This is a genomic window from Enterococcus sp. DIV1208 (assembly GCF_050530455.1).
GTDB lineage: Bacteria > Bacillota > Bacilli > Lactobacillales > Enterococcaceae > Enterococcus_B > Enterococcus_B hirae.
On record NZ_CP172887.1, the window covers coordinates 2,116,687 to 2,140,000 of the forward strand.

Sequence of the window (23,314 nt, forward strand, 5' to 3'; positions counted from 1 at the left end):
TCTTCTCACTAATAAGATACGAAAAAAGGGGGGAGCTATTTTTATTTTTTTAGATATCCTGGTACTTCGTGTAGAGAAGATAAAACTGCTAACGTTTTTTGTTGCAAGTCTTCTGAAGGAGCCAACAAATCTGGGATCATGATCACTGGGATCTCCGCACTTGCTGCTGCAAGTATCCCGTTTTTAGAATCTTCCAGAACCAATGTTTCTTGTTTTTTCGTTCCTAGATATTCATGGGCAAGCAAAAAGATTTCTGGATCAGGTTTAGCACGTTTGACATTTTCTGCTGAAACAATCGTTTCAAAATAGTTTGTCAGTTGGTTCTTTTCCAATAATAGCTCAATAATATGACGTTGGTTACTAGAAGCGACAACTTTAGGTATTCGGTGTTCTTCTAAAAAGTCCAGTAATTCGATTACTCCTGGTTTTAATTGCACTGCACCTAAGGAAAACCGTCTGATCGTTTCTTCATAAGCATCATTAATGAATTTTTGAACATTGTTTTTCCCAAAACTTGCAAAGATCTGATGATAATTTGCCCAAACCTCTTCATCTGATACACCTAGATATTTTAAATACAATTCTTTGTCGTAAGGAAAGCCCATTTGATCAGCAACCATTTGCGAGGCTTCATAGTAGACGATTTCTGTGTCAAAGAGTAACCCATCCATGTCAAAAATGACAGCTTTATAATTCATTTTTTCCTCCTAACTGTAACAATAGTGTTCGTACTTCAGAAATAAAGTAAAGGGAACCTGTAACCACTAAGACATCTTCATTGGTCATTTTTTCTAATATTTCAGCTAAACCAAATTGCCATAATGAAACAATTGAAACTGTTTCATCTACAAGATCAGTCACGGTACTTAAATCCAATGCTTTCGGGTGTTCAAACGTCGTCAAATACAAATGCGCATTAGGAACTGCTTTTAATTGGGTTAGCATTGCTTCTACATCTTTTGTACTTAGTGCAGAAAATAAAATATTGATCCGATAATCTTTGAACTCTTTCTTCAAATTTTGAACCAAACGGCTGACTGCATGTGTATTATGAGCGCCATCTAAAATAACAAAAGGTTCTTCACTTAATTTTTCCATTCGTCCAGGCCAGTGCGCTTTTTTCAGCCCTTTGCGAATTTCTTTTTCACTAAATGGTATTCCTGTCATCTTGCAGTAAACTTGGTATAGTTCAATTGCCATACCAGCATTTTCTGTCTGATGTTGTCCAATCATGCCAATCGTAAGCGAGGTCATTTTTCCATGCTCATTATGAAATGAAAATACTTCTCCCCATTGCTCAGCTGGATGTTGATAAGTAACTTGATAGTTTTCGCCAAAAATATGAAGAGGGGCATTTCTTAGTCTAGCCTGTTTTTTGATTACTTCTAAAGCTCTTTCTTCGATATTTCCCGTAACGACAGGCACCCCTTGCTTGATTATTCCTGCTTTTTGGGCAGCAATTTCTTCAATTGTTTCTCCTAAAATATCCGTATGATCCAAGCCAATCGTGGTGATTCCTGTAAGTAATGGTACGGCAACATTCGTTGAGTCTAGTAAACCGCCTAACCCAACTTCAATAATAGCAACGTCGACTTTTTGACACAAAAAATAATCAAATGCCATTGCTGTCAGCGTTTCAAACTCAGTGATTCCGGCAACTGCTTCAAATCGATCCAAATGTTCAACAAGTGGTCGGTATTTTTGTACAAGCTTGATTAAGTCTTGATCTGGAATTTCTTGTCCATTGATCGAGATTCGTTCATTAAAAGATTCAATATACGGCGAAGTAAATGTCCCCACTGTCAGACCTGCTTCTTCTAGTAGACATCTCAGATACGTAACCGTCGAACCTTTTCCGTTGGTTCCTGCGATATGGATCGTTTTCACCTGTTTTTCAGGATGCCCGACTATCTCTAATAATGCCTCCACTCGATCTAGTCCCGGACGAGAGCCAAATGGCAAGCGGCTATGGATCCAGGCGATTGCTTCTTCTATTTTCATCAACGTTTCCCCCATTCCATATTTATTATAGCAAAAAGCAACCGGAAACACAGGAAAAGACGTAGTGTATGTAAAAGAAGAAGAAATACTGAATAGCCAATTCTGATTCTACTTATTTTTGCTGACGTCTTGCTTTTTACTTAAAAAGAGAGCGGAAATGTTTTTCAACTACTTTCCGCTCTCTTTTGCATTTGTACGATTGTTCGAATGTCAGATTACTGGATGGTTCTTAAGCTGCGGATTCTTTCTGTAACTGCTGCTTGTTTGTCCAAATAATCTTTTTCTTTTGCCCGCTCTGCTTCAACCACTTCTTCTGGCGCGTTGGCAACAAAGCGTTCATTGCCTAATTTTCCTTGTACTCGTTTCACTTCATCTGTCCATTTCGCTAGTTCTTTTTCTAACCGTTTGATTTCTTCTTCGATATTGATCAAACCTGCTAATGGTAAGAAAATTTCTGCCCCTGTCAATACAGCTGACATTGCTAGATCAGGCGCAACGATTTCACTTGAGATCGTTAGCTCTTCTGGATTACAGAAACGCTCGATGTAGCTGGTATTTTCTGTTAAGAATTGACCGATTTTCGGATCATTGATCTTAATCATTAATGTAATTGGTTTGGATAATGGTGTATTCACTTCAGAACGAATATTACGTACGGAACGAATTAGTTCTTTGAGTACTTCCATCCCTTTTGAAGCTGTTTCATCATTAAATTCCGGATGAACCACCGGATAATCAGCAACTACTAAAGAAGTACCTTGATGTGGGATGTGTTGCCAAATTTCTTCAGTAACAAATGGCATAATTGGATGCAATAGACGTAAAATTTGATCTAACGTATGCACCAAAATACTTTGTGTTGTTTGTTTTGAGACAGCATCATCACCATACAAGACTTCTTTACTCATCTCGATATACCAGTCACAAAAATCATCCCAAATAAAGTTATACAACTGACGCCCAGCTTCCCCAAATTCAAAATGATCAAAGAGTTCAGTAACCTTAGCGATCGTTTCATTTAGACGTGTCAAGATCCAGCGGTCTGCCACAGTTTTCTCGCCAGTTAGCGTAATATCTTCAACTGTCATGCCTTCACTGTTCATAATAACAAAACGTGAAGCATTCCAAATTTTATTAATGAAATTCCAAGCTGCATCCATTTTTTCATAGCTGAAACGGACATCTTGACCAGGTGCTGAACCGTTTGATAAGAACCAACGTAAGGCATCAGCGCCATATTTTTCAATCACTTCCATTGGATCAATGCCGTTTCCAAGAGATTTACTCATCTTACGTCCTTGTTCGTCCCGAATCAACCCATGAATCAAAACATTTTCAAACGGACGACGATCTGTAAATTCTAAGCTTTGGAAAATCATTCGACTAACCCAGAAGAAGATAATGTCGTAGCCAGTTACTAATGTGCTTGTTGGGAAATAGCGTTGATAATCAGCACTATTTTCATCTGGCCATCCCATCGTTGAAAAAGGCCATAATGCTGAACTAAACCAAGTATCTAATACATCTGGATCTTGTACCCACTCTTCACTATTTTCTGGAGCTTCCATCCCTACATACATTTCACCCGTTTCTTTATGGTACCAAGCCGGGATTTGGTGTCCCCACCACAATTGACGAGAGATAACCCAATCGTGAACATTTTCCATCCAACGTAAAAATGTTTGATTAAAACGTGGTGGGAAAAATTCAACTGCATCATCAGTCTCTTGATTTTTCATTGCTTTCTCAGCTAATGGAGCCATTTTAACAAACCATTGTGTGGACAAGCGTGGTTCAATGACTACTCCCGTACGTTCTGAATGCCCAACATTATGGATCATTTTTTCAATTTTGATCAATCGTCCGATTTCCTTCAAATCAGAGACAATCGCTTTACGTGCTTCGAAACGATCCATACCTGCATATTTTCCAGCTAAGTCATTCATCGTTCCATTTTCGTTCATCACATTTACACGTGGCAGATCATGACGGTTACCTACCTCAAAGTCATTTGGATCATGCGCAGGTGTAATTTTCACTACGCCTGTTCCAAATTCCATATCAACATACGTATCTGCAATAATCGGAATTTCTTTATTTACTAATGGTAAAATTACTTTTTTGCCGATCAACGCTTGATAACGCTCGTCTTCTGGGTGTACAGCAATCGCTGTGTCACCTAGCATAGTTTCTGGACGAGTCGTTGCAATTTCCACTACACCCGAACCATCAGCCAGTTCATAGCTCATGTGGTAGAAAGCACCTTCAATCTCTTTGTGGATCACTTCGATATCCGATAAAGCAGTGCGTGCTTGTGGGTCCCAGTTAATAATGTATTCACCACGGTAAATCAAGCCTTTTTCATAAAGTGTCACGAATACTTTACGAACAGCTTCTGACAAGCCATCATCTAGTGTAAAACGTTCACGACTATAATCGAGAGATAAGCCCATTTTTGCCCATTGTTCACGGATATGGCTTGCATACTCTTCTTTCCATTCCCATACTTGATCCACAAATTTTTCACGTCCTAAGTCATAACGCGAAATCCCTTGTTGACGAAGCTTTTCTTCTACTTTTGCCTGTGTAGCGATCCCTGCATGGTCCATCCCAGGTAACCACAAGGTATCAAAGCCTTGCATCCGTTTTTGACGAATCAGCATGTCTTGTAAAGTCGTATCCCAGGCATGTCCTAAGTGAAGTTTTCCTGTAACATTTGGTGGGGGGATTACGATTGAATAGGGTTTTGCTTTCTGATCGCCACTTGGTTTGAACAAATCTTGTTCCAACCATTTTTCATAACGGCCAGCTTCAACTTCTTGCGGATTGTATTTTGTTGATAGATTTTTTTCTTCCGTCATACTGATGTCCTCCTTAAAAATAAAAAAAGTCCTAAAATACTTTCGTATTTTAGGACGTATTGATTTACGCGGTACCACCTAATTTGTAGCAGTTTCCTACTACCTCTCATGTGAGTTAACGATCACGACTCGTTTATCTCTAGGTTTTATCGGTTTGCTGTACACGATAAAGGGTTCAAGATAAAAACTCCCAAGCTACCTTCACTAGTCTCTCCTAAGAACGTCTCACCATCTCGTTCTCTCTCTAAAAGGCTGTAACTAGTTACTCCTCTTGATCAACGTCATGCCTCATTTTACAATGGTTCAATTTTAAAGTCAATAAAAGACGGTAAGAATCGTATTTCCCTAAATAGTACCTCTTCAGGCTTATGATTCGCCTATTATAAATAATTGACTAAACAATAAGCAGTAGTGACAATGTTTGCTTATTCAGAACGTGACTGTTCAAATTAATTTTTTAACTCTCTTACAGAAGACTGATTTTTTCCTGCTTCCTTCATCTCATTTAGATTATTAGCCTTATTTGTAGACTGATTCATTCGCTCCTCTAGTGTTTGAATTTTTATTACAGGGTGACTATTGGGCGTTTGAGGTGATTTATTTGTTAGAGATTGATCCCTGATTTCCTTGGGAATTGGTATTGATTGAATACCAGCGGACTTCTCCTGATTTAGACTATCAGCCACATTTGTAGACTGATTCATTTGCTCCTCGAATGTTTGATTTTTTATTACAAGGGGCGTTTTGGTTTGTTTATCTGTTAGAGAGTGATTACTGATTCCGAGAGGTGTTAATGTTGGTTCAATACCTGCAGACTTTTCTTTAGGTTGCTCCTTTTTTCTCTCTGGTTCCTTTACTGAATTACTTATTAGAGACTGATTACTTGTTCCCTGAGGCATTGGAGTTGGTTCAACATCTATATTCAGTTCTTTAAGTTGCTTCATTTCCTGTCTATGTGAGTGTAATTTCTCGAAACTCTCAACTAGTCTTTTAATTTTCCCTCGATTCTGTTGGTGTTCTGAGTCTTTATTAAGATACCCTGCCGTGTATTTAGGATTTATATTTTTAAATACACCAGATGAATATACCAAGAAAGACAAAACAACCTGGGAACAACAATGCTCATCCTTGATTAGTAATTCTTCAATCTGTCGATTCACATCAGACACTAATAGGTTATTCGGACTTACGTAAGTATTTATAAACTGCTTAATCTTATCGCTTTCCTGTTGCCACCACTCCCTTTCGAATGGAGTCAGTACCTGATTAAGATTCTTAAAATATTTATTATTGTTACCCTCAACTTCATTAATCGTTACCTTCTTAAGATCAACAGAAACTAAAGGAATTTGTTTGCTACACTCGTCAATGACACTTTTTAATTTGGGATATGTATGTATAAAATGTTGTATCTTTTCTTTTTGATTAAGGATATTTGAAAATTGCTCCTCTATACTAAGTCGATCATCTCTAAATTCGTACACCTCAATCACACTATATTTCATTTGTTTTTTAATTTCTTCTTTTTTATTATTTAAATCTTTTTGAAACGTCTCAATTACTTTATTGACTCTGACTTGTTTTGTATTTTTTTTATTTTTTATCTTCAATAAACTATTTTTAATCTTATTTATTACAACTTGGGATTCACTTTGCCGCTTTTTTTCATCCATTGATAAACATTTTTCCGTCCAATTGATGACATCCGATTCAGTAAAATTAATATTTTGTGAACGAAGTGCTTCTTTAATTGATTGAAGAAGAGACTCAGCTTGTGAAAGGTCCTTGGTTTCCTTTAATAGTCCTTCTCCGTCATCCCCAAACCTTTTTTTTAAATCAGTTACATCACTTGAATTTCCCCATTCTCTACTCATTACAGAATAAATGACTGTTGATAAAGTCTCTCCCTCCTTTTTTTGCTGGAGTGCTTCTTCGATTTTTGGAAGTATTTCTTTTTTTGTCTGATAATCTTGTAATAGATTTAATACTTTTTCCCTATCCGAGCGATTCGAACAATCAATTCCTTCTTCACTTAGTGTATGATTAATCGTTTCCAGTATTATAGGAAAAAGGTAATCTACTTTTTGTTTTTTTAAATCTTTTCTTACTTCCCCCACTATATCAAGAGCTTTTATTTTATCAGTAGGGGCAAGTATTATAGTTTGTGCTTTTTCTCCCATTTCCATGCTTATTGCGGATATTCTTAAGATCACTTCTTTTTCATTCAAAATTTTGTTTGTTTGAATCTTATCCTCTTCATTTAAATAAGTGCTTAATTGATTATTGACTTGTTCAAAGTTTTTTTCCGTCCAGTTTGGGTAATTAACTTTTAACTGAAGCATAATCGTTGCGATCTGCTCGGGTTTTAATTGCTTGAGATAGTCATTGTTCGCCAGTTTATTATCAATTGATAGAAGTCCATTCATGTATCGCTGATTTTCGATTTCACTCAGATCTTTTTTCATCATTTCCGATAAGGAACTATTTTTTTTTGCTTCTGTCTCCTTTAATTCTTCTTTAAATGCCTGAACTGTTTCAAATTTGTGCCATTGATTTTCACCAAAAACAAGTCTCCCTAAATAGGATAACTGTTTTTTTGACTCTGGGGAATTCAATAATCTATAGAATCTATCAAATCGGTCTATTTTTGCCCCACTATTCAATAAATCTTCTAATTGATCCCCTAAATCTAATCGATTTTCTTTTTTTAGTTTTTCGATGATACTTTTTTTATAAAATTCTAAACGGTCCGTTTCTTTGAAGGAAGTATTGACATGTTGCCTAACAGACTCTTTTACTAATGTGGACTGAGACTCAACATAAATTTGTGTCATCACCTCAACTGTTCCTTGTTCTTCTCCTCTTAATATTTCATCATACTTTACAGCCAACTCTGGGGTTACTTCTTTAGCAATCAAATAAACGAGCTCTTGATCAAGGATTCTTTTTTTTGTGATTATGGTACTTTCTTTTATATTTATTTTTTTAAAATATGGAATGCTATTACCAATAAACGGCGAATCACTATGATTTGTAGCTATAGAAATATATGTTTTTTTTTCAGCTTCTGATAAATTCTTTCTTTGGAGAAGTTTAGAAATTATTTTATCATCTCTCAAAAAGTCAAAAAACCATTTATACTTATCATCAGGGTCAGGCATCATTCCAAAAAATCCATCAATTACGATTTCTCTACATCCTTCTTCATAATCTAGCTCCATATTGACTAATTGTTGGTATTTTACACTGCCCTCGTTTAATAGTTCAAATGTACGAGCTAAAATATCCTCTTTGACTTTAGCTGAGTCCATGCCATATTGTAATTCTATACATATCTCTTTAATTTTTTTCTCGATTTCATCTGTCGATAATTTTATTTTATTAATACTAAACAAAACATTCTCATGAAAAAATTTATCACCATCCACAGATAAACTATTAGTTAAAGATGTTAATAAGTTGAGCTGTTCTGTCAGATTTCTAGTTGGAACCATTAGAAGATCAAAAAGATGAATCTGATTTATTACATTATCAGAATTTTGTTGAAAATAGAGACAAGATTCCACGATCTCTCTCGTTATTACTCTCTCTTGTTTCAGCATCATTATCAGCTCATCAAGAGTTTCAAATCTGTTAATTGCCGTCCCCCCTCTTAATGTATCCAGTAATTGCTGATAGTCTGCAGTTATTTTGTAAGGGAATTTATTCAACACTGCTTTCATTTGGTGGTATCCTTCACTTGTTTTGTCCGAAAACCGTTCCATTTCCATAAGAATTGTATTTTTTACCTTCTCTTGATTCATTTTTACCATCCTTTACATTTTTTTGTTATAGCATCCGTGGCTTGTCTGTTTTGCTAGACATTCATATCTAGCCTGAATCATAAGAATTAAGGATTGTTCCTTTTATGTACATTCAATCAAATCTTAAACTTCATTAGTATTTTTTACTCCAACTTGTTTCATAACCGCCTCCTTCAGATTAACTTTTTTCTTACAACAGTGATTCTATCCATTGCATTCATCTTTATTACTGTCATTCACTCCTAAAAAAAGGTTTCTCCTTTCAAAAAAACCAGTTATTTTATAATCCCTGCACACGATGATACAATGAACTGAAAGCTATTATATCAGTATTATGATTGTAAACAAACAAAAATAGATATAAACATGCGTTATAAAAAAACGCTTAGAAACATTGGCTCTAAGCGCTAAAACTATGGATTGTCATAAAAAAACTTCTGAATATTTCTCGTTAAAAAATATAAGCGTTTGCAATTCTGTCGTCAAATCAATGTATTGAATATTCACATGCTTGGGTACGATCACTCGGTCAGGAGCAAAGTTTAAGATCGCTGATACGCCACCTTTCACAATTTCATCGATTGCTGACTGGGAGTGTTTACTTGGAACCGTTGAAATCGCAACTGTTACTTTTTCTTTTTTGACGATTTCGCCAAACTGTTCGATTGGATAAATAAATTGACCATCGATTTCTTGGTTGACGATTTTAGGGTCATTGTCAAATACACAGACGATATTCAAATTTTCATTTCTTCTAAAATTATTGTGCTTTAAAGCTTTCCCTAGATTCCCATACCCAACTAAGGCAATTCGTTTTTCCTCTTCCGTCTTTAAGATCCGATCAAATACTTCGATCAGATAAGGCACTTCATAACCATAGCCACTGCGCCCCAATTCACCTAAATATGAAAAATCTCTACGGATCGACGCAGAAGGTACTTGGGTGATTTGACTAAATTCATTTGATTTAATCCGCTTCACACCTGAATCATTGAGCATTTTTAAATAACGTAAATATAAAGGTAGTCTTTTAGCTGTTGCTTTTGGTAAAACCGCTATTTTTTCTCCCATCTTCAAACTCCTTTGTTAATTTCTTCACATAGTCAGTTTATCATTTATCCTCTCTTAGAGCAACAAGACTGGGACAAAAATTGTCTCAGTCTCTACTAGTATCTCTAAAAACGAATAAACGGTGAGACAAAAGTAGCATCTTCGGAAATAAGCCGAAATTGACCAAAAATTTGAGAATCAATTTTCGGAAATTCCTTCTTATTTCTTGATGCTGAACACTTTTGTCTCAACCTCAAATAAGTGTAAGAACAAATAAAAAGTAATGTTTTTAAAGTATGTTTTATTAAACATAAAAAAACGGTTCAATCTACTTTCTTATTCTTGTCAAAGCTCCACGATAATTTCAAGACTCTTATAACAAATCAGCAAATTCTTCTACTTGTTCAGCTTCGGTAGCTGTATGGATCGTTTCCATTTTTAAACCAGAAAGAGCTCGTTCGATCATTTCTTCGATTGGTAAACGTTCTTCGTATTGATGAACTTTATCAAGGCGTGGTCGAGTCTTTGGTTGAGGTGGGGCAAAAATCGTACAGCAATCTTCAAATGGTTGGACTGAAAGCTCAAAGGTATCGATTTGTTCAGCTACTTCAATGATTTCTAATTTATCCATCGTAGCAACTGGACGAATGATAGGCGTATTCGTTACTTCATTGATAGCAACCATGCTTTGTAAGGTCTGCGAAGCTACTTGTCCTAAAGACTCCCCATTAAGGATAATCAAACCATGGCGTAATCGGCGGATCTCATCCGTTAATCGCAGCATCATCCGTCGAGTAATCGTCATCCAGTACCCTTGTGGAATGTTTTTCTTGATTTCTTCTTGGATCTCAGTAAACGGTACCTCGATAAACTCGATTTTACCGACATAAGGAGTCAATTTTGCTGTTAAATCTTTTGCTTTTTGTAATGCTTGCTCACTCGTGTAAGGTGGACTAGCAAAGTGGACCGCTTCAATTTCGACACCACGCTTCATGGCAAAATAACCAGCCACAGGTGAATCGATTCCACCAGACAACATCAACATGCCTTTACCGCTTGTTCCCACTGGTAACCCGCCTGCTCCTTTAATCGTTTCATAGGATAGGTAAGCAGCATCTCGACGGATTTCTACCCGTAGTGGAATATCTGGTTTACGCATTTGTGCTTCTATATCAGGGAAGATATCTACCACCGCATTTCCTAACGTTTGATTTAATTCATTACTTGTTAATTCAAAGTCGTGGTCACTACGTTTCGCAATAATTTTAAAGGTTTCTTTTCCTGTATAGACTTCTTTCATGATAGCTTGAACTGCATCTTTTAACTTTTGAACATCTTTTTCGATTCGAATACTTGGTGAGAAATTTTGGATACCGAAAATTTTAGCCAATTTAGGTATAACTAACGCACTATCAGCACCATTTAACAGTAGGTGCATCCGGTCACGATCAGCATGGATCTTGATTTCGGGAAAATCACTCAATGCTTGACGAACATTTTGAGCAAGTTGCATAATAAAACTTTTACGGTTTTTTCCTTTTGTTGACAGTTCACCATAGCGGACCATGATTTCACTATATTTCACAAAAACACTCCTTATTGATTAATTGATGGTTGAAAATTTCTTATATAATTGTTTAAAAATGATCATAAATTGTTCTACTTCTGCCATAGAATTACTTTCATCTAAACTAATGCGAACAGCTGACGTAGCTAAATCATCAGGCACATGCATGGCATGCAACGTGCTACTTGCAAGGTGTTTACGAGAAGAACAAGCACTAGTTGTAGAAATAAATATTTGTTTTTCTTCTAACGCATGAACAAGGACTTCTCCTCGAATCCCTTTGAGTGAAAAACATAAGATATGTGGTGCATAATCTTCTCCCTCTGAAAAAATAGTCACTTTTTCATAGGCTTTCAAAGCGTTGATCATTGCCTCTTTTAAATGTTTGGTGTGATCTGGCTTTTGAAGTTTTCGATCCAGTGCAATTCGTAAGGCTTTCGCCATTGCGACAATCGCAGGAACATTTTCTGTTCCACTTCGCTGATTTTTTTCTTGGCCACCGCCATTAAGAAGCGGTGCTAAACGTCGTCCCTTCTTCCAATAAATAAAACCTATACCCCGTGGTCCATGAAATTTATGAGCTGAAAACGTCGCAAAATCAACTCTTTCGGTCAGCCATTCAGATAAAGAAACTTTTCCGATTGCTTGCACAGCATCCACATGAAAATGGATTTTAGGGTATTCTTTTAGCAACTCACTGATTTCTAAAATTGGTTGGATTGATCCAATTTCGTTATTGACTGCCATGATTGAAACCAACACCGTGTCTTTACGAATTAGTTTCTTCAATTCATCAACAATGACAAATCCTTGATTATTTACTGGCGCTATACTAACTTCTACCCCTAGAGATTTAAGTTGTTCAGCTGTTTCACTTACAGCAGGATGTTCTATCCCAGAGATGATCATGTGGTTTCCATATTCACGTTTTTCAATCATCGTCCCTTTAAGTACCCAATTATCGCCTTCTGTCCCACCAGAAGTAAAATAAATTTCATCTGGAGTAACAGTGATCAGCTCAGCAATTTGTTTTCTAGCTTGTTGTAACAAACGGTTTGCTTGATTGCCTAAATCATGCAAACTTGACGGATTCCCAATAATCCGCTGACTTGTCTTTATATAGGCATCTAAACTTTGCGGAAAGATTGGGGTTGTCGCACTATTATCAAAATATATCATAAGAAACCCCTCTTTTTTGAAATTCTTTACTATTATAACGGTTGTCCCAATTGCTTTCAAGAGGAGGTTGTTTTTTCAGAAAGTTTCGTGTAATTGAACACGAAAAAAGACAACACTTGGTGGATTAACCAGTGTTGCCTTTTTAGTTAGTTTTATTAAACTAAATCAGGATTCTTAAAATAAAAATCTTCAATTCTCTTGAAAGCACCAGGTTCAACACGTTCGAGTGCTGTACCGATCTCGTCCAAAGCTTCTTGATAATGATGTTCCTTATTGAATAAGTAATAACTTTTATCAATTGCTTCTCTGATTTCTTCATGTGTGTGGCGATAACGATTTGCATACTGTAGCATTTGTTCTGTCAGTGCTGCAGCATCCACTAAATCATGCGTTTTCTTATCAAGTAAGTCTAAATCTTCTTCACATAACGTAACTAAGCGATTGACTTCTTCCATATTGACTCTGATTTTATTTAGCACGATACTTAGCTCTTCAATCCGATCAGTTGCCACAAAGAAAAATTCTAAATAATCATTTGGTAGACCAGGCAAACGTTGTTGTTCCACAAAACGTTTTAAATTACGCAATTTAAATTCGAAAGTATCGATTTTTTCTTGCGCTTCTTTTTCACCTTTTCTTAACTCGTGTAGTGAGTCATCGATTTCAACTTGTTGGTTTTCGATATCTTCTAAAACTTTGAATACTTTTTTATAGAAAGTCCGTACTTCAGAATATGGTAGCAAGTGTTGCTGGATTTGTGGTTTCATCTGTTCGTTTTGACGTTCGATTTCTTCCACTTCTGTTTGGAATCCGCGTACTCGACCAATTTCATTATGATTCAACGCATAACTTTGAGCAGTATGATCTAACTCAATCAATAATTGACGATTGTTTTTTGTGGCATGTTTGATGTATTGTTCAATGGTTGCTTGATTGGTTGTGACATAATTTTGGGCTTCCATTTCCCGCTCTAGAATGTCGTAGAGCGAATCAATCATACTAGCAGTTTCACGATTCTCGAATTCAACCGTTTCAACTTCTGTTTTTTCAAGATTTGCTAATGAACTTTCAATACGATGGCTTACTTTTTCAATCTCACCAACAAGATCTTCTTCTGGGAAAACATATTGTTCCTGCATCAATTTTTCATAAGTTTGCTGGATTTCTTCCAGTTGTTCTGGGAAAGTAGTGTTCAAATCTTCAAATAGCGGCGGAACTTTTTTCATCAAAGCTTCAACTTCATACGTATGTTTTTCTGCTTTATCCAAAACTTCTCGAGCTTCAACAGGATCACCTGAAGTATTCAATGCAACAAATTGCGTGAATTCATTTTCGATCATCTTGACTTGCTTTTGTAATTCAGGAAACGCAGGACCGTATTCTTGCTCATCTTCTCTGATTGTTTCTTTCAGTTCTTCATAGACATCCAAAGCTTGCTGAACCGCTAGTGAATTACGTTCTTCTGTTTCACGTAACTCTTTTAGTCCATCACGAATCTCAGAAACTTTCTTTTCCATTTGGTCCATGGTTTTTTCTGCTTCGATCACAGCTTTTTTACCTTTTAAAAATCGGAAACTCTCATTAAGATTTTCTACTTCAAAAATTTGACTTTCTAACTCAGCAAACGAGGAAGTGGATATGTCATTCCATTTTTGACTCCATTCACGAAAGGTATTTTGGCTTTGCCCCACCAGATGCATTTTTTTAACATCATCGACTTCTTCAATCACAGGCAAGTCGAATAATTCTTCCTTGCGCTTTTCCAAGGCGTCCAATCGATCTTGGTTTTTTTTCTTCATATAGTAACTAACCAAAAAGACGACTAGGGCGACTATAATGATTGCTATGACGATTCCGATGATAACATTATTTCCCATTTAAGGTACCTCCGTTTTCAATATGCATCTATTTTTTATGCTTAGTTAAATAATTTGTGTGCATAAAACAATAAATACGTCTTCCGTGCAAAAGACATCTATTGTAAATTATAACACACAATTTTTAAGCATTCACTAACTTCATCGAAAATCTTTTATTCCTACCTAGAAAATAGCATAACCAGTATGAAACGCCGGTTTATTTTGGTTTGTTTCGTCTATTCAAGACTGTTTCTTTCGAGTCGCTTGAGCGATTTGCCGTTGAATTTCTTTGGCGATCTTAGGTTCAGGGGCACACTGCTCTTCCCAGTTATCAGGTTTTAATACCTTACTCGTGACCGGATGATAATGTGGTTTACCATCTGGGAATAATTTCCCCATGTTTGCTTGGTGAACGATCTCAAATATCTTCGTAGGATCAACACCCAATAATGAAAAAGAACCATAAGTAAAATATAAAAGATCGGTTAAAGCATCGACTTGCTCGATCAAAGGTGCTTGTCCCCATTCTTTTTTAGTCAACATTTTTTGTTCTGCTTTCTCTAATGCTTCGTGAAGAGCTGTTACTCCTTCGTGTAATTGTTCCTGATCTCCCTGACAATTGGCCGCAATCAATTCGACTAATTCTTCGATTTTAAATTCTGCACGATAAATGGCTGCTTGTTTCGAAAATGCAGTCGGTACATCAGGTGAACGAGGATCAAAAATTTTATGAAACTCTTCTACTTGTTGAAAGGGTGTTTTCTCAGACATCTTTTTCTACCTTCTTTTCTTACTTCTCTTAACATTTTTACTGAAGTCTAGTCTATCAACTGTTTTAGTAAATCAAACCATAATGCTTCAGTCCTTGATAAATTCCGTCTTTTTCATTGGTATCCGTCACATAATCAGCAGCTTGCTTAACTTCTTTTTGAGCATTCCCCATAGCAACCCCGATTCCGACACCTTCCAGCATCTCAATGTCGTTATAATGATCACCAAATGCCATGATCTCGGTCATTTCGATCCCCATGTCTTTGGCAAAGGCTGCAATTCCTGAAAGCTTTGAGCCACCTTTTGGAATGATATCAACGGTATACGCATTGGACCGTTGAAAGCTGCACTCCGGAAACCGCTCTTCTAATTTTTCTTGTTCTGATTCCTGACTCAATAAAATACATTGGTAAATTGGCTCATCAAGAATCTCCAGTGCCTCATATCGCTTTTTCTGTCGATGTGGGCTAAACATTTGCAGTCCTTTTTTCATCAATCGAACGGGAAATTTTTTTGGTAATAAACTAACTAAACGTTTGATTAAAATCGACTGTCCTAATAGCATCGTGGTCGAACCAGCTAGTTGATCTCTTCCACCAAAAATGATCTGGCGATGGTTCTTATCAGCATATTCCACGATCTTACTTAAAACGACTTGATCAAATGGTTGATCTACAATCGTTCGTTCGGCAGTAAATACCAATTGTCCATTATAGACAACATACATATCTAATTCCAATTCATCAATCACTTCTTTGATTTTAACTGGACTCCGCCCAGTTGCTACACCACACAATATCCCATTTTTTCTAGCATAGCTAATCGCACGTTTAGTCGAAGCAAGTGCTTTTGAACGGTCGTTGACTAATGTGCCATCAATATCAAAAAAAATTGCTTTGATCATTCAACGCTCCCTCTCTAAAATAAATCCATTTGTTGTGGGTTTAAGCCTTCCGGTTTTATTTTTAATATTTTTTGTAAAGCTAACGCATTTTCTGCAGCATCTCCACCAGAATTGTTGTTAAAGATAATTCCGATTTCTTTCGTTTTTGAGCTAACAGATTCAATAGCAGTTGCTAGTTCTCTCAGTTCCTGCTCAGAATAGCGATAAAGAGTTCTTTTTTTACGCCAATCTTTATCATTGGCCTGCCAACCTTGAGCATTTCTTCCGTGAAACCTGAAAAGAGCAAAGTCTGGATTCGTGATGAATGGGTCAAAAGGAACTGTTGTGTTTAACAACTGTGGTTCATCAATTACTGCCAAAGAAAATTCTGCTCGAGTCATGAAGCTTCTCGTGCGCTCAACGAATTCCTCGCTGTACCACGAAAAGTCCCGAAGTTCGATTGCTACCGGATAGCCAGCAAACCATTTTCGAAGCTTACGTAGGTATTGTACACTTTCCTTGGTGCATTTAAAGGAAGCTGGAAATTGGACTAAAAAACAAAAAAGCTTGTTCGCATCACTCATTGGTTTCATTACTTCCAGAAATTTAGCAATCATTTCTTCTTCTGTTTGATAATATTTTTCCCAGTCTCTTTGACCACTAATCCCTTGATAAGCCTTAACAACAAAACGAAAATCATTTGGAACCTCTTGCACCCATTTTTCTACCGAAGTTCGTCTTGGGATTCCATAGTAAGCTGTATCAAGCTCCACTAATGGCAAATATCTAGCATACTCATAAAGTGTGTTATTCTTTTTTCCAGTCAATTTATCATGTTCTTTAAATGAGGTTAATCCGATTCGTATCATTTCAAGCCACCTTTGCTTTTCCATCCAAAAATCAACTATGTATAGTGAGATTTACTACTCATTGCTCAATGCCACGGATAGCAAAACTCTTTCATATAGTATACAATAAGCGTTAAAGCCTATGCAAAATTATATGTAAGGAAGTCCGAAAAAAAATGAAAAAAATTCTAATTTTACACACTGGCGGAACGATTGCCATGAGAGAAAATCTTTTAACTGGTGGAGTGAGTCCTGATGTTGTGAATCCTTTGCTAGATGCTGAAATTGAAATTCCAGAAGATGTTGATTTAGTAATAGAAGATATCTTTAATCTTCCTTCACCTCATATCATGCCTAAACATATGTTAATTTTAAAAAATCGGATTAATGAAGCCTATCATTTGGGGTTTGACGGTGTTGTAATCACTCATGGAACAGATACGTTAGAAGAAACCGCCTTTTTCTTAGACACGACGATTGGAGATAAACTGCCGATCGTACTAACTGGCGCTATGCGATCCAGCAACGAATTAGGGAGCGATGGGCTGTACAATTTCGAGAGTGCTATTCGAGTCGCTAGTTGTAAGGAAGCAAATGGAAAAGGTGTATTGGTCGTAATGAACGATGAGATCCACTCCGCACGTTACGTGACCAAAACCCACACGACAAATGTTGCCACTTTTCGTACACCCACATTAGGTCCAATTGGTCTAGTAACAAAACATCGGATCTTATTTATGCAAGAATTACTAGAAACTACACGCTTAGATATCACTTCAGTCAATGGTACGATCCCAATCGTTAAGGCTTATGCGGGGATGCAAGGTGATCTATTAGAAGCTATCGCCCATACCAAAGTAGATGGCCTAGTGATCGAAGCTTTAGGAGCTGGCAATTTACCACCACAAGCTGTAACAGCTTTGAAAAAATTATTAGTACAAAAAATCCCAGTGGTCTTAGTTTCCCGGTGTTTTAATGGGATAGCAGAACCTGTTTATGACTACGAGGGTGGCGGAAAAGAATTAGCAAACATGGGGATTATTTTTTGTAATAGCATCAATAGCCAAAAAGCTCGCATCAAACTACTGATTGCCTTGAATCACGGGTTAAAAGATCAATCATTGATTTCGTTTATTACTCAATAAGTTATAGCTAAATCACATACGAAAATTCCTGACATTAAAATTCCGTTCTAAAAAAATCCAGAGTTCGTTTAGCAATTGAACCAATTTTGCGCATTCTTTTTTCAATCATGGAAGGTTATCGATCCTTACCTATTACTGGATATCCAAAAGTCTTATTTCCATGTTAGAATGTCCAAAAGTATGAACACCTAAAGAATTCTTTATTATTCAGCACTTCGGCAATCAATCAAAAAAGCTCAAAACAGTTTTGTTTTGAGCTTTTTCCGCTTGTTGTTCCTGCTTATTTCCCAGAGCTAGACACTTCTGCGACAACTTCTTTCCGATTGGAACATCGTTTGCTATTAGCTGTTTATTTATTTTTCCAAGTGATATTTGCTTCACAATAGAGTTGTTCTTGCATTCTGATTTCATGTCTTGTTTTCACACCATGTTCCATCTCTACTTGTTCATAATGACTTTCAATTTCATTGCCATATTCCACTTCTTTGTCAAAACGGATCAAAACTTTTTCTGGTACATGTGTCGTCAAGAAATCATAGCCTAAGACATCAATAATCCAGTTGAAATACATGGCATTGTTCACATGTTGGTTACTATCGATATCATAGAAACGCACGCGATAAGGTAACATCATGCCCGATTCGATCTTTTCTATTTTTTCTTGCCGTTTGATTTTTTTGATTTTTTCGCTTTCAAACGGCGCAATAATTTCCTCATTGACACTACTCATTTTCCGATTCACAAAATCCATTAATACAAAAACTGATTCTATTTTCACCAGTTCTGTGCCTTCTTCATCATGAATCCAAAAATTACGATAACAAAAGAATTTATTGTACTCCATGGCTTGTGTTGTTATAGAAATCGTCTCTCCTACTTTTGGCAAACGAGTGATTGTCATTGAATAATTGGTAATGACCCAAGTCAGTCCAAAACTATTGACAAATTTACTACCACAATCAAGCGCATCACTTTGATCTTCCGATGTCTTGATCACGATTCCTAACATTGATGGAAATGTCATGGTCTGATTAATGTCACATTCATAATATGAAACTTCATGTTTTTTTGTATATCTCTTTGCCAAAAAAACACCCTCCTCTTATCTTTTCGCTAATAATTGATCCACTTGTGAACCATAACTTTCCCCAAACATATTTAGATGGGCTAACAAATAATATAACTGGTAAATCGGCAATCGCTTTTCCCAATTTTTTTCCAAAGGATAGACCATTTGATAACTTTGTAAAAACTCTGGACGAAACCCACCAAACAGCTGGCTCATAGCTATGTCCTGCTCACGATCACCGTAAGAAACGGCTGGATCAACGAAGACTGGTTCTCCTTGCTGATCAAAGAACACATTACCACTCCACAAGTCGCCATGCAAGAGGCTAGGGACAATCTTTTTATCACTAAAGTTTTCTAACACGTATTGCTTAAAAGAAATAAATGTTTCTTGGCGGTTTTGATTCCAATGGTTGTTTTTTTGTGCCAAAGCAATTTGACTTTCTAGACGATTTTTAAAGAAGAAAAGCCACCAATCTTCTTCCACATGATTGAATTGCGGAACGGTCCCTAAATAGTTATCCTTTCGATACCCAAATTGAGGAGCGGTTACCTTGTGCAATTTCGCCAAAGAAACGGCTAGATCTTTTTGATCTCCTTTGCCAGGTTCGATCCATTCCATCAAAAGATAGGCACCATCTTTTTGTTCACCCAGCATGTAAGTTTCAGGTACTCGAACGTAGGGAGCTAGTTCTTTTAACCCATCCACTTCCGCTTCAAAAAAAGACTTTCCAATATTAGGATGAAGCTTTAAGAAATATGATTTATTTTGCTCTTCAATTCGATACGTTTGATTAACGTCCCCACCAGTGATAGGTATCACTTTGCCTTCTAATTGGATTTCTGCTAACACCGACTGAATATTCATCTCTACTCCTCCTTACATGCTTTTCCAACCTATTTGTTAGCTATCATTATATCACAGAGAATCTAAAACAAAGAAAATGAGTCTAGTAACTCTTTGTTCAACAGTAAAAGTCCATTGCTCATATTTATAGACAAAAAAAGAGAGGCTTCTTTCAAAATTAGCAATCCTACTAATTTCGAAGACTAACCTCTCTTTCTTTCAATCCCTCATTTACTTTCTTTTTCAGTAATCTGAAACACCAATTCGTCTATTTTCTTCATACTTTGAGTAGAATCAGTTTTTTTAAGCCAATGCGCCCATTGGATCCCAAGGAGCTAAAACGATTGGTTCTTCATTGAAGGCTTGGAGTTGCTCTTTCGACAACAAATCTTTGCGAACAACGATTTGATACGTGTATTCGTTCATCCAATCGTCACTCATTACAAAAAATCCTTTATTGCCAACTTTTTCTCCCCAGCTATTTTCGACTTTCCATTTCGTTGATTTCCCATCAACAAGATCGACTCCCGTCAATACCATCGCGTGGGTCATTAAGCTTTCACCATAATCTAAACGTTGTGCTTTAGTCATCGTAAAATCTACATCGAATAAGTCATCCATGTCGTAAACATCCAGTGCCATGACCCCACTATCTCTAGTTGAAGATTGTCCGACATCACAACCAAACCAAACAGACTCTCCTTGTTCCAGTTGGGCAATAGCCAACTGTTTAAACGTTGACATATCTACGTTCAAATAACGAACTTCTTTCCCGCCAACCACATTCCCTAACATTTCTACAGTGTAAGAACGATCAAAAGGTTTGTCTTTTGTCGGTGCATTGATGATGCTAACGTAATCATCTAGTTTTACACCAATATATTTATCATAAAAGAGTTGAGGTGTAAGCTGTTGGTCAATATGATAATTGTTTTCTTCGTCACGGTATTCAAAATCAAATTCTTTTGGTGGTGTTCCTAAGGAGATGGCTAAAAATTGATAGATTCCTTCTAGCATTTCCTCTTTTTTTGCTTGAATCGCTTCAGCAGTTTCACCGCCGGCAATCATTTCACGTAAGACCGTCGCATCTTTACGCAACAATTTATTCAAGTAATTATTTAAATCTCGTGAATTTGAACTATTTGCACTTTCTGGCATAACAGATTTAGGAACTACACCATATTTCTGGAAGAGGGAAACGATCATATCCCATTGTCCGCCATCTTGTTGTGGGGTTGTTAATAAAAAGGCTACTTTTCGGCTATCTAAGGCATCATTCCCTGTTGCGATAATATTTTCATAAAAATAATTAGCTTTTTCATATTTGTCCCAGAAAAACGTATAGTTTTGTGATAATTCAAATTCTTTCAAATGGAATTGATTGAGCAATTTATGTCGGAAAGTATTTAATGCTGCAAACATCCAGCAACGACCAGATTGTTTCTGATTTGAAACCTTTCCCGTTGATAAATCAATTGAAAAAACCGGTGTATTAGACACATGGGCAGCCACATTTTCAGCAGAAGCGGTGATCCCATTTTTTACTACCGCTCTTTGTAGAGCTTGTTGCTTGTTGTTTTCTTCAAAACCTTTTGCAAATTTTTTCGTCATTTCAGGTGTAATAGCTTTCATCCAATCATCCTTCCAATCAAAAATATATCTTTAATTCTACCCTTAAGTGGTTTGAAATACAACGACTCACTTTTAATCGTTACAACAAATCGACTGAATCCCCCTCACGACAACCCTTTTTTGTTATTCTCAAAAGTTTTTGAGAATAACAAAAAAACCACAGCTTAGAGGCTGTGGTTGAAGTACTCCGGCAGTAGGACTCGAACCTACGACATCATGATTAACAGTCATGCGCTACTACCAACTGAGCTATGCCGGAATCAAGTACATGTATATAATATCAATTTATCTTAAATAACGCAATACTTTTTTTACATATTTTTTTGTTTTTTCACAAAAATCACTGCACAAAATTTGTTATTTATACAATTTAGAATGATCATCCTATGAAACCAAATTTTTTTTGTTTTAGATATTGACAAAATTGATTATTTTCGTTATTCTATTACTTGTATTAAGAAATCATGCCGCTTTAGCTCAGTTGGTAGAGCGCTTCCATGGTAAGGAAGAGGTCGCCGGTTCAAGCCCGGCAAGTGGCTTACTTAGATAACGTAACCTGTTGTTTTAACAATAAGGTTACGTTGTTTTTTTATCTTCATTTTTTTAAATACTATATGATTTTATAGCTAATAAAACTAAGCTGTAATGAATAGATAGTTGTAAATAAACGTAAAGGACTAGAGCCTTAGATATAAATCTTACGTTTACTCTAATAACGAGTAAACAGTGTTCAATCAACCACTCCTTGCAATAAGCCTGAATTTTTCATAATATGAGAAGCTGTTTCAAGATCCCCATCCTTATTGGCCCTGCAATTACTCATCGCAGTTTCTACTTAGTGAGCGCTCAGATCAAAACGCTCTTTTCGCATCCTCTGATCTACGATGTTCCAAGTAGTATCGAAAATAAGCTGGAGAATCCAAAAAATAAGAAGAACTATTTTTGGATTCTCCAGCTTATTTCTCAGTGCTAAACACTGCTGTCACAACTGCATGTCTTTAAGGGCGTAAATCAACTAGAGGGACTTGGTTATCCAAAGTTCCACTAGGGGATTCAAGTTTAAAACTATTTAAACGGGGGTCTAAAGTTAACGTCATCGTTTCATCCATGTACATTTTTGAATAGTCTTTGATATAAATGGCTCCCATATCACTGTCAATCTTCATTGGATAGTCTGTTTTCTCTTGTTTGCTAGCTAATAACAATAGACGGAAGCTCGTATCTAACGAACACACACCCATCTTAGAATACTTACCCACACCATCATCTAGGTCAAGAATGATGGTGGCACCTTCTTGGATATACTTTTCTAATCTTTCCTGCGCTTTTTCAGAGATTTTTAAATACATATTACCTTCCACCTCCAACTCTCATTACCTTACGATGCTAGCACGTTTCTTTCTATGAAGCGAACCATCTGCTCAGTTCCCGCCTAAACTATTCCTTTTGTTAAAAGTTATCTTTTGAAATACCAGACTAATCGCATCCAGTAAGAAAAACCTATTGTTCAATCGCACTGATAAATTAACTAGTCCTATACTGTGCCCAAAATATATAAAGACAAAAAAACACGATAGAAATTCTATCGTGTCTAAATACTCCGGCAGTAGGACTCGAACCTACGACATCATGATTAACAGTCATGCGCTACTACCAACTGAGCTATGCCGGAATCACCTTGTTCGTTTTTTACAACGAACACACACATAAGATAATCTTATGGGGTTTATATAAACCGCGTGGCGACGTCCTACTCTCACAAGGGGCAACCCCTCACTACAATCGGCGCTAAGAAGCTTA

Annotated in this window: 16 protein-coding genes, 3 tRNA genes, 1 rRNA gene and 1 other annotated feature (1 of these 21 cut by a window edge); of the genes, 2 read left to right on the forward strand and 18 right to left on the reverse strand. The window is 36.6% G+C overall.

The window, feature by feature from the left end:
• Nucleotides 1–41: 41 nt before the first annotated feature.
• From IGK91_RS09765 to IGK91_RS09815, 11 genes are all read right to left on the reverse strand, one after another.
• Nucleotides 42–698, reverse strand: coding sequence for an HAD family hydrolase (locus tag IGK91_RS09765; RefSeq protein ID WP_010718726.1), 657 nt, complete (start codon nucleotides 696–698; stop codon nucleotides 42–44).
• Entirely contained in the window at nucleotides 688–2,001 is a 1,314-nt protein-coding gene (locus IGK91_RS09770; RefSeq protein ID WP_010738066.1) for a bifunctional folylpolyglutamate synthase/dihydrofolate synthase, read from the reverse strand. The genes IGK91_RS09765 and IGK91_RS09770 overlap by 11 nt, the downstream gene beginning before the upstream one ends.
• A gap of 215 nt (nucleotides 2,002–2,216) precedes the next feature.
• Nucleotides 2,217–4,862, reverse strand: a complete 2,646-nt coding sequence (locus IGK91_RS09775; protein ID WP_010738067.1) for a valine--tRNA ligase — start codon at nucleotides 4,860–4,862, stop codon at nucleotides 2,217–2,219.
• Nucleotides 4,863–4,909: 47 nt separating this feature from the next.
• Nucleotides 4,910–5,150, reverse strand: a binding site (T-box leader).
• A 161-nt stretch (nucleotides 5,151–5,311) separates the two neighbouring features.
• Nucleotides 5,312–8,665, reverse strand: a complete 3,354-nt coding sequence (locus IGK91_RS09780) for a hypothetical protein (protein WP_081123245.1) — start codon at nucleotides 8,663–8,665, stop codon at nucleotides 5,312–5,314.
• A 423-nt stretch (nucleotides 8,666–9,088) separates the two neighbouring features.
• Complete coding sequence (locus IGK91_RS09785) at nucleotides 9,089–9,736, reverse strand: redox-sensing transcriptional repressor Rex (protein ID WP_010718730.1); 648 nt, start codon at nucleotides 9,734–9,736, stop codon at nucleotides 9,089–9,091.
• A gap of 352 nt (nucleotides 9,737–10,088) precedes the next feature.
• Nucleotides 10,089–11,300: a tRNA uracil 4-sulfurtransferase ThiI gene (gene thiI, locus IGK91_RS09790; protein ID WP_010718731.1), complete on the reverse strand. Its 1,212-nt coding sequence runs from the start codon at nucleotides 11,298–11,300 to the stop codon at nucleotides 10,089–10,091.
• Nucleotides 11,301–11,318: 18 nt separating this feature from the next.
• Nucleotides 11,319–12,461 (reverse strand): cysteine desulfurase family protein, encoded by a 1,143-nt coding sequence (locus IGK91_RS09795; RefSeq protein ID WP_181934387.1) that lies wholly within the window; start codon nucleotides 12,459–12,461, stop codon nucleotides 11,319–11,321.
• 155 nt (nucleotides 12,462–12,616) lie between these two features.
• Complete coding sequence (locus IGK91_RS09800; protein ID WP_010718733.1) at nucleotides 12,617–14,338, reverse strand: septation ring formation regulator EzrA; 1,722 nt, start codon at nucleotides 14,336–14,338, stop codon at nucleotides 12,617–12,619.
• A 222-nt stretch (nucleotides 14,339–14,560) separates the two neighbouring features.
• Nucleotides 14,561–15,091, reverse strand: a complete 531-nt coding sequence (locus IGK91_RS09805) for a haloacid dehalogenase (RefSeq protein ID WP_010738071.1) — start codon at nucleotides 15,089–15,091, stop codon at nucleotides 14,561–14,563.
• A 64-nt stretch (nucleotides 15,092–15,155) separates the two neighbouring features.
• Entirely contained in the window at nucleotides 15,156–15,995 is an 840-nt protein-coding gene (locus IGK91_RS09810; RefSeq protein ID WP_010738072.1) for a Cof-type HAD-IIB family hydrolase, read from the reverse strand.
• Between the two features lie 14 nt (nucleotides 15,996–16,009).
• Nucleotides 16,010–16,843: a DUF72 domain-containing protein gene (locus tag IGK91_RS09815; RefSeq protein ID WP_081123247.1), complete on the reverse strand. Its 834-nt coding sequence runs from the start codon at nucleotides 16,841–16,843 to the stop codon at nucleotides 16,010–16,012.
• Nucleotides 16,844–16,998: 155 nt separating this feature from the next.
• Here IGK91_RS09815 and IGK91_RS09820 point away from each other — a divergent pair, with 155 nt between their 5' ends.
• Nucleotides 16,999–17,967 (forward strand): asparaginase, encoded by a 969-nt coding sequence (locus IGK91_RS09820; RefSeq protein ID WP_010718737.1) that lies wholly within the window; start codon nucleotides 16,999–17,001, stop codon nucleotides 17,965–17,967.
• A gap of 349 nt (nucleotides 17,968–18,316) precedes the next feature.
• Here the strand turns inward: IGK91_RS09820 and IGK91_RS09825 are convergent, their stop codons facing one another.
• The 4 genes from IGK91_RS09825 to IGK91_RS09840 all read right to left on the reverse strand — a co-directional run bounded on the left by IGK91_RS09825 (nucleotide 18,317) and on the right by IGK91_RS09840 (nucleotide 21,773).
• Nucleotides 18,317–19,054 (reverse strand): acyl-ACP thioesterase domain-containing protein, encoded by a 738-nt coding sequence (locus IGK91_RS09825; RefSeq protein WP_010738075.1) that lies wholly within the window; start codon nucleotides 19,052–19,054, stop codon nucleotides 18,317–18,319.
• Nucleotides 19,055–19,069: 15 nt separating this feature from the next.
• Entirely contained in the window at nucleotides 19,070–19,903 is an 834-nt protein-coding gene (locus IGK91_RS09830; RefSeq protein WP_010718739.1) for a fructosamine kinase family protein, read from the reverse strand.
• Nucleotides 19,904–20,185: 282 nt separating this feature from the next.
• Nucleotides 20,186–21,514, reverse strand: coding sequence for an aminopeptidase C (locus tag IGK91_RS09835; RefSeq protein ID WP_010718740.1), 1,329 nt, complete (start codon nucleotides 21,512–21,514; stop codon nucleotides 20,186–20,188).
• Nucleotides 21,515–21,699: 185 nt separating this feature from the next.
• Nucleotides 21,700–21,773 (reverse strand) — tRNA-Asn (locus IGK91_RS09840).
• Between the two features lie 207 nt (nucleotides 21,774–21,980).
• On the opposite strand from IGK91_RS09840, the gene IGK91_RS09845 reads away from it, so the two are divergent.
• Nucleotides 21,981–22,053: transfer RNA gene (locus tag IGK91_RS09845), tRNA-Thr, on the forward strand.
• Between the two features lie 459 nt (nucleotides 22,054–22,512).
• Here the strand turns inward: IGK91_RS09845 and IGK91_RS09850 are convergent.
• From IGK91_RS09850 to rrf, 3 genes are all read right to left on the reverse strand, one after another.
• Nucleotides 22,513–22,863 carry an iron-sulfur cluster biosynthesis family protein gene (locus IGK91_RS09850; protein WP_010718741.1) on the reverse strand — a complete coding sequence of 117 codons (351 nt, stop codon included), beginning with the start codon at nucleotides 22,861–22,863 and terminating at the stop codon, nucleotides 22,513–22,515.
• Nucleotides 22,864–23,112: 249 nt separating this feature from the next.
• A tRNA-Asn gene (locus tag IGK91_RS09855) sits at nucleotides 23,113–23,186 on the reverse strand.
• Between the two features lie 65 nt (nucleotides 23,187–23,251).
• Nucleotides 23,252–23,314 (reverse strand): 5S ribosomal RNA (gene rrf, locus IGK91_RS09860); it runs 53 nt beyond the window's last position.

What these genes read in the sequence shown, in the direction of transcription:
- IGK91_RS09765 (WP_010718726.1), bottom strand. Translation starts at nt 698, where the DNA reads ATGAATTATAAAGCTGTCATTTTTGACATGGATGGGTTACTCTTTGAC.
- IGK91_RS09770 (WP_010738066.1), bottom strand. Translation starts at nt 2,001, where the DNA reads ATGAAAATAGAAGAAGCAATCGCCTGGATCCATAGCCGCTTGCCATTT.
- IGK91_RS09775 (WP_010738067.1), bottom strand. Translation starts at nt 4,862, where the DNA reads ATGACGGAAGAAAAAAATCTATCAACAAAATACAATCCGCAAGAAGTT.
- IGK91_RS09780 (WP_081123245.1), bottom strand. Translation starts at nt 8,665, where the DNA reads ATGAATCAAGAGAAGGTAAAAAATACAATTCTTATGGAAATGGAACGG.
- IGK91_RS09785 (WP_010718730.1), bottom strand. Translation starts at nt 9,736, where the DNA reads ATGGGAGAAAAAATAGCGGTTTTACCAAAAGCAACAGCTAAAAGACTA.
- IGK91_RS09795 (WP_181934387.1), bottom strand. Translation starts at nt 12,461, where the DNA reads ATGATATATTTTGATAATAGTGCGACAACCCCAATCTTTCCGCAAAGT.
- IGK91_RS09800 (WP_010718733.1), bottom strand. Translation starts at nt 14,338, where the DNA reads ATGGGAAATAATGTTATCATCGGAATCGTCATAGCAATCATTATAGTC.
- IGK91_RS09805 (WP_010738071.1), bottom strand. Translation starts at nt 15,091, where the DNA reads ATGTCTGAGAAAACACCCTTTCAACAAGTAGAAGAGTTTCATAAAATT.
- IGK91_RS09810 (WP_010738072.1), bottom strand. Translation starts at nt 15,995, where the DNA reads ATGATCAAAGCAATTTTTTTTGATATTGATGGCACATTAGTCAACGAC.
- IGK91_RS09815 (WP_081123247.1), bottom strand. Translation starts at nt 16,843, where the DNA reads ATGATACGAATCGGATTAACCTCATTTAAAGAACATGATAAATTGACT.
- IGK91_RS09820 (WP_010718737.1), top strand. Translation starts at nt 16,999, where the DNA reads ATGAAAAAAATTCTAATTTTACACACTGGCGGAACGATTGCCATGAGA.
- IGK91_RS09830 (WP_010718739.1), bottom strand. Translation starts at nt 19,903, where the DNA reads ATGAATATTCAGTCGGTGTTAGCAGAAATCCAATTAGAAGGCAAAGTG.
- IGK91_RS09835 (WP_010718740.1), bottom strand. Translation starts at nt 21,514, where the DNA reads ATGAAAGCTATTACACCTGAAATGACGAAAAAATTTGCAAAAGGTTTT.
- IGK91_RS09850 (WP_010718741.1), bottom strand. Translation starts at nt 22,863, where the DNA reads ATGTATTTAAAAATCTCTGAAAAAGCGCAGGAAAGATTAGAAAAGTAT.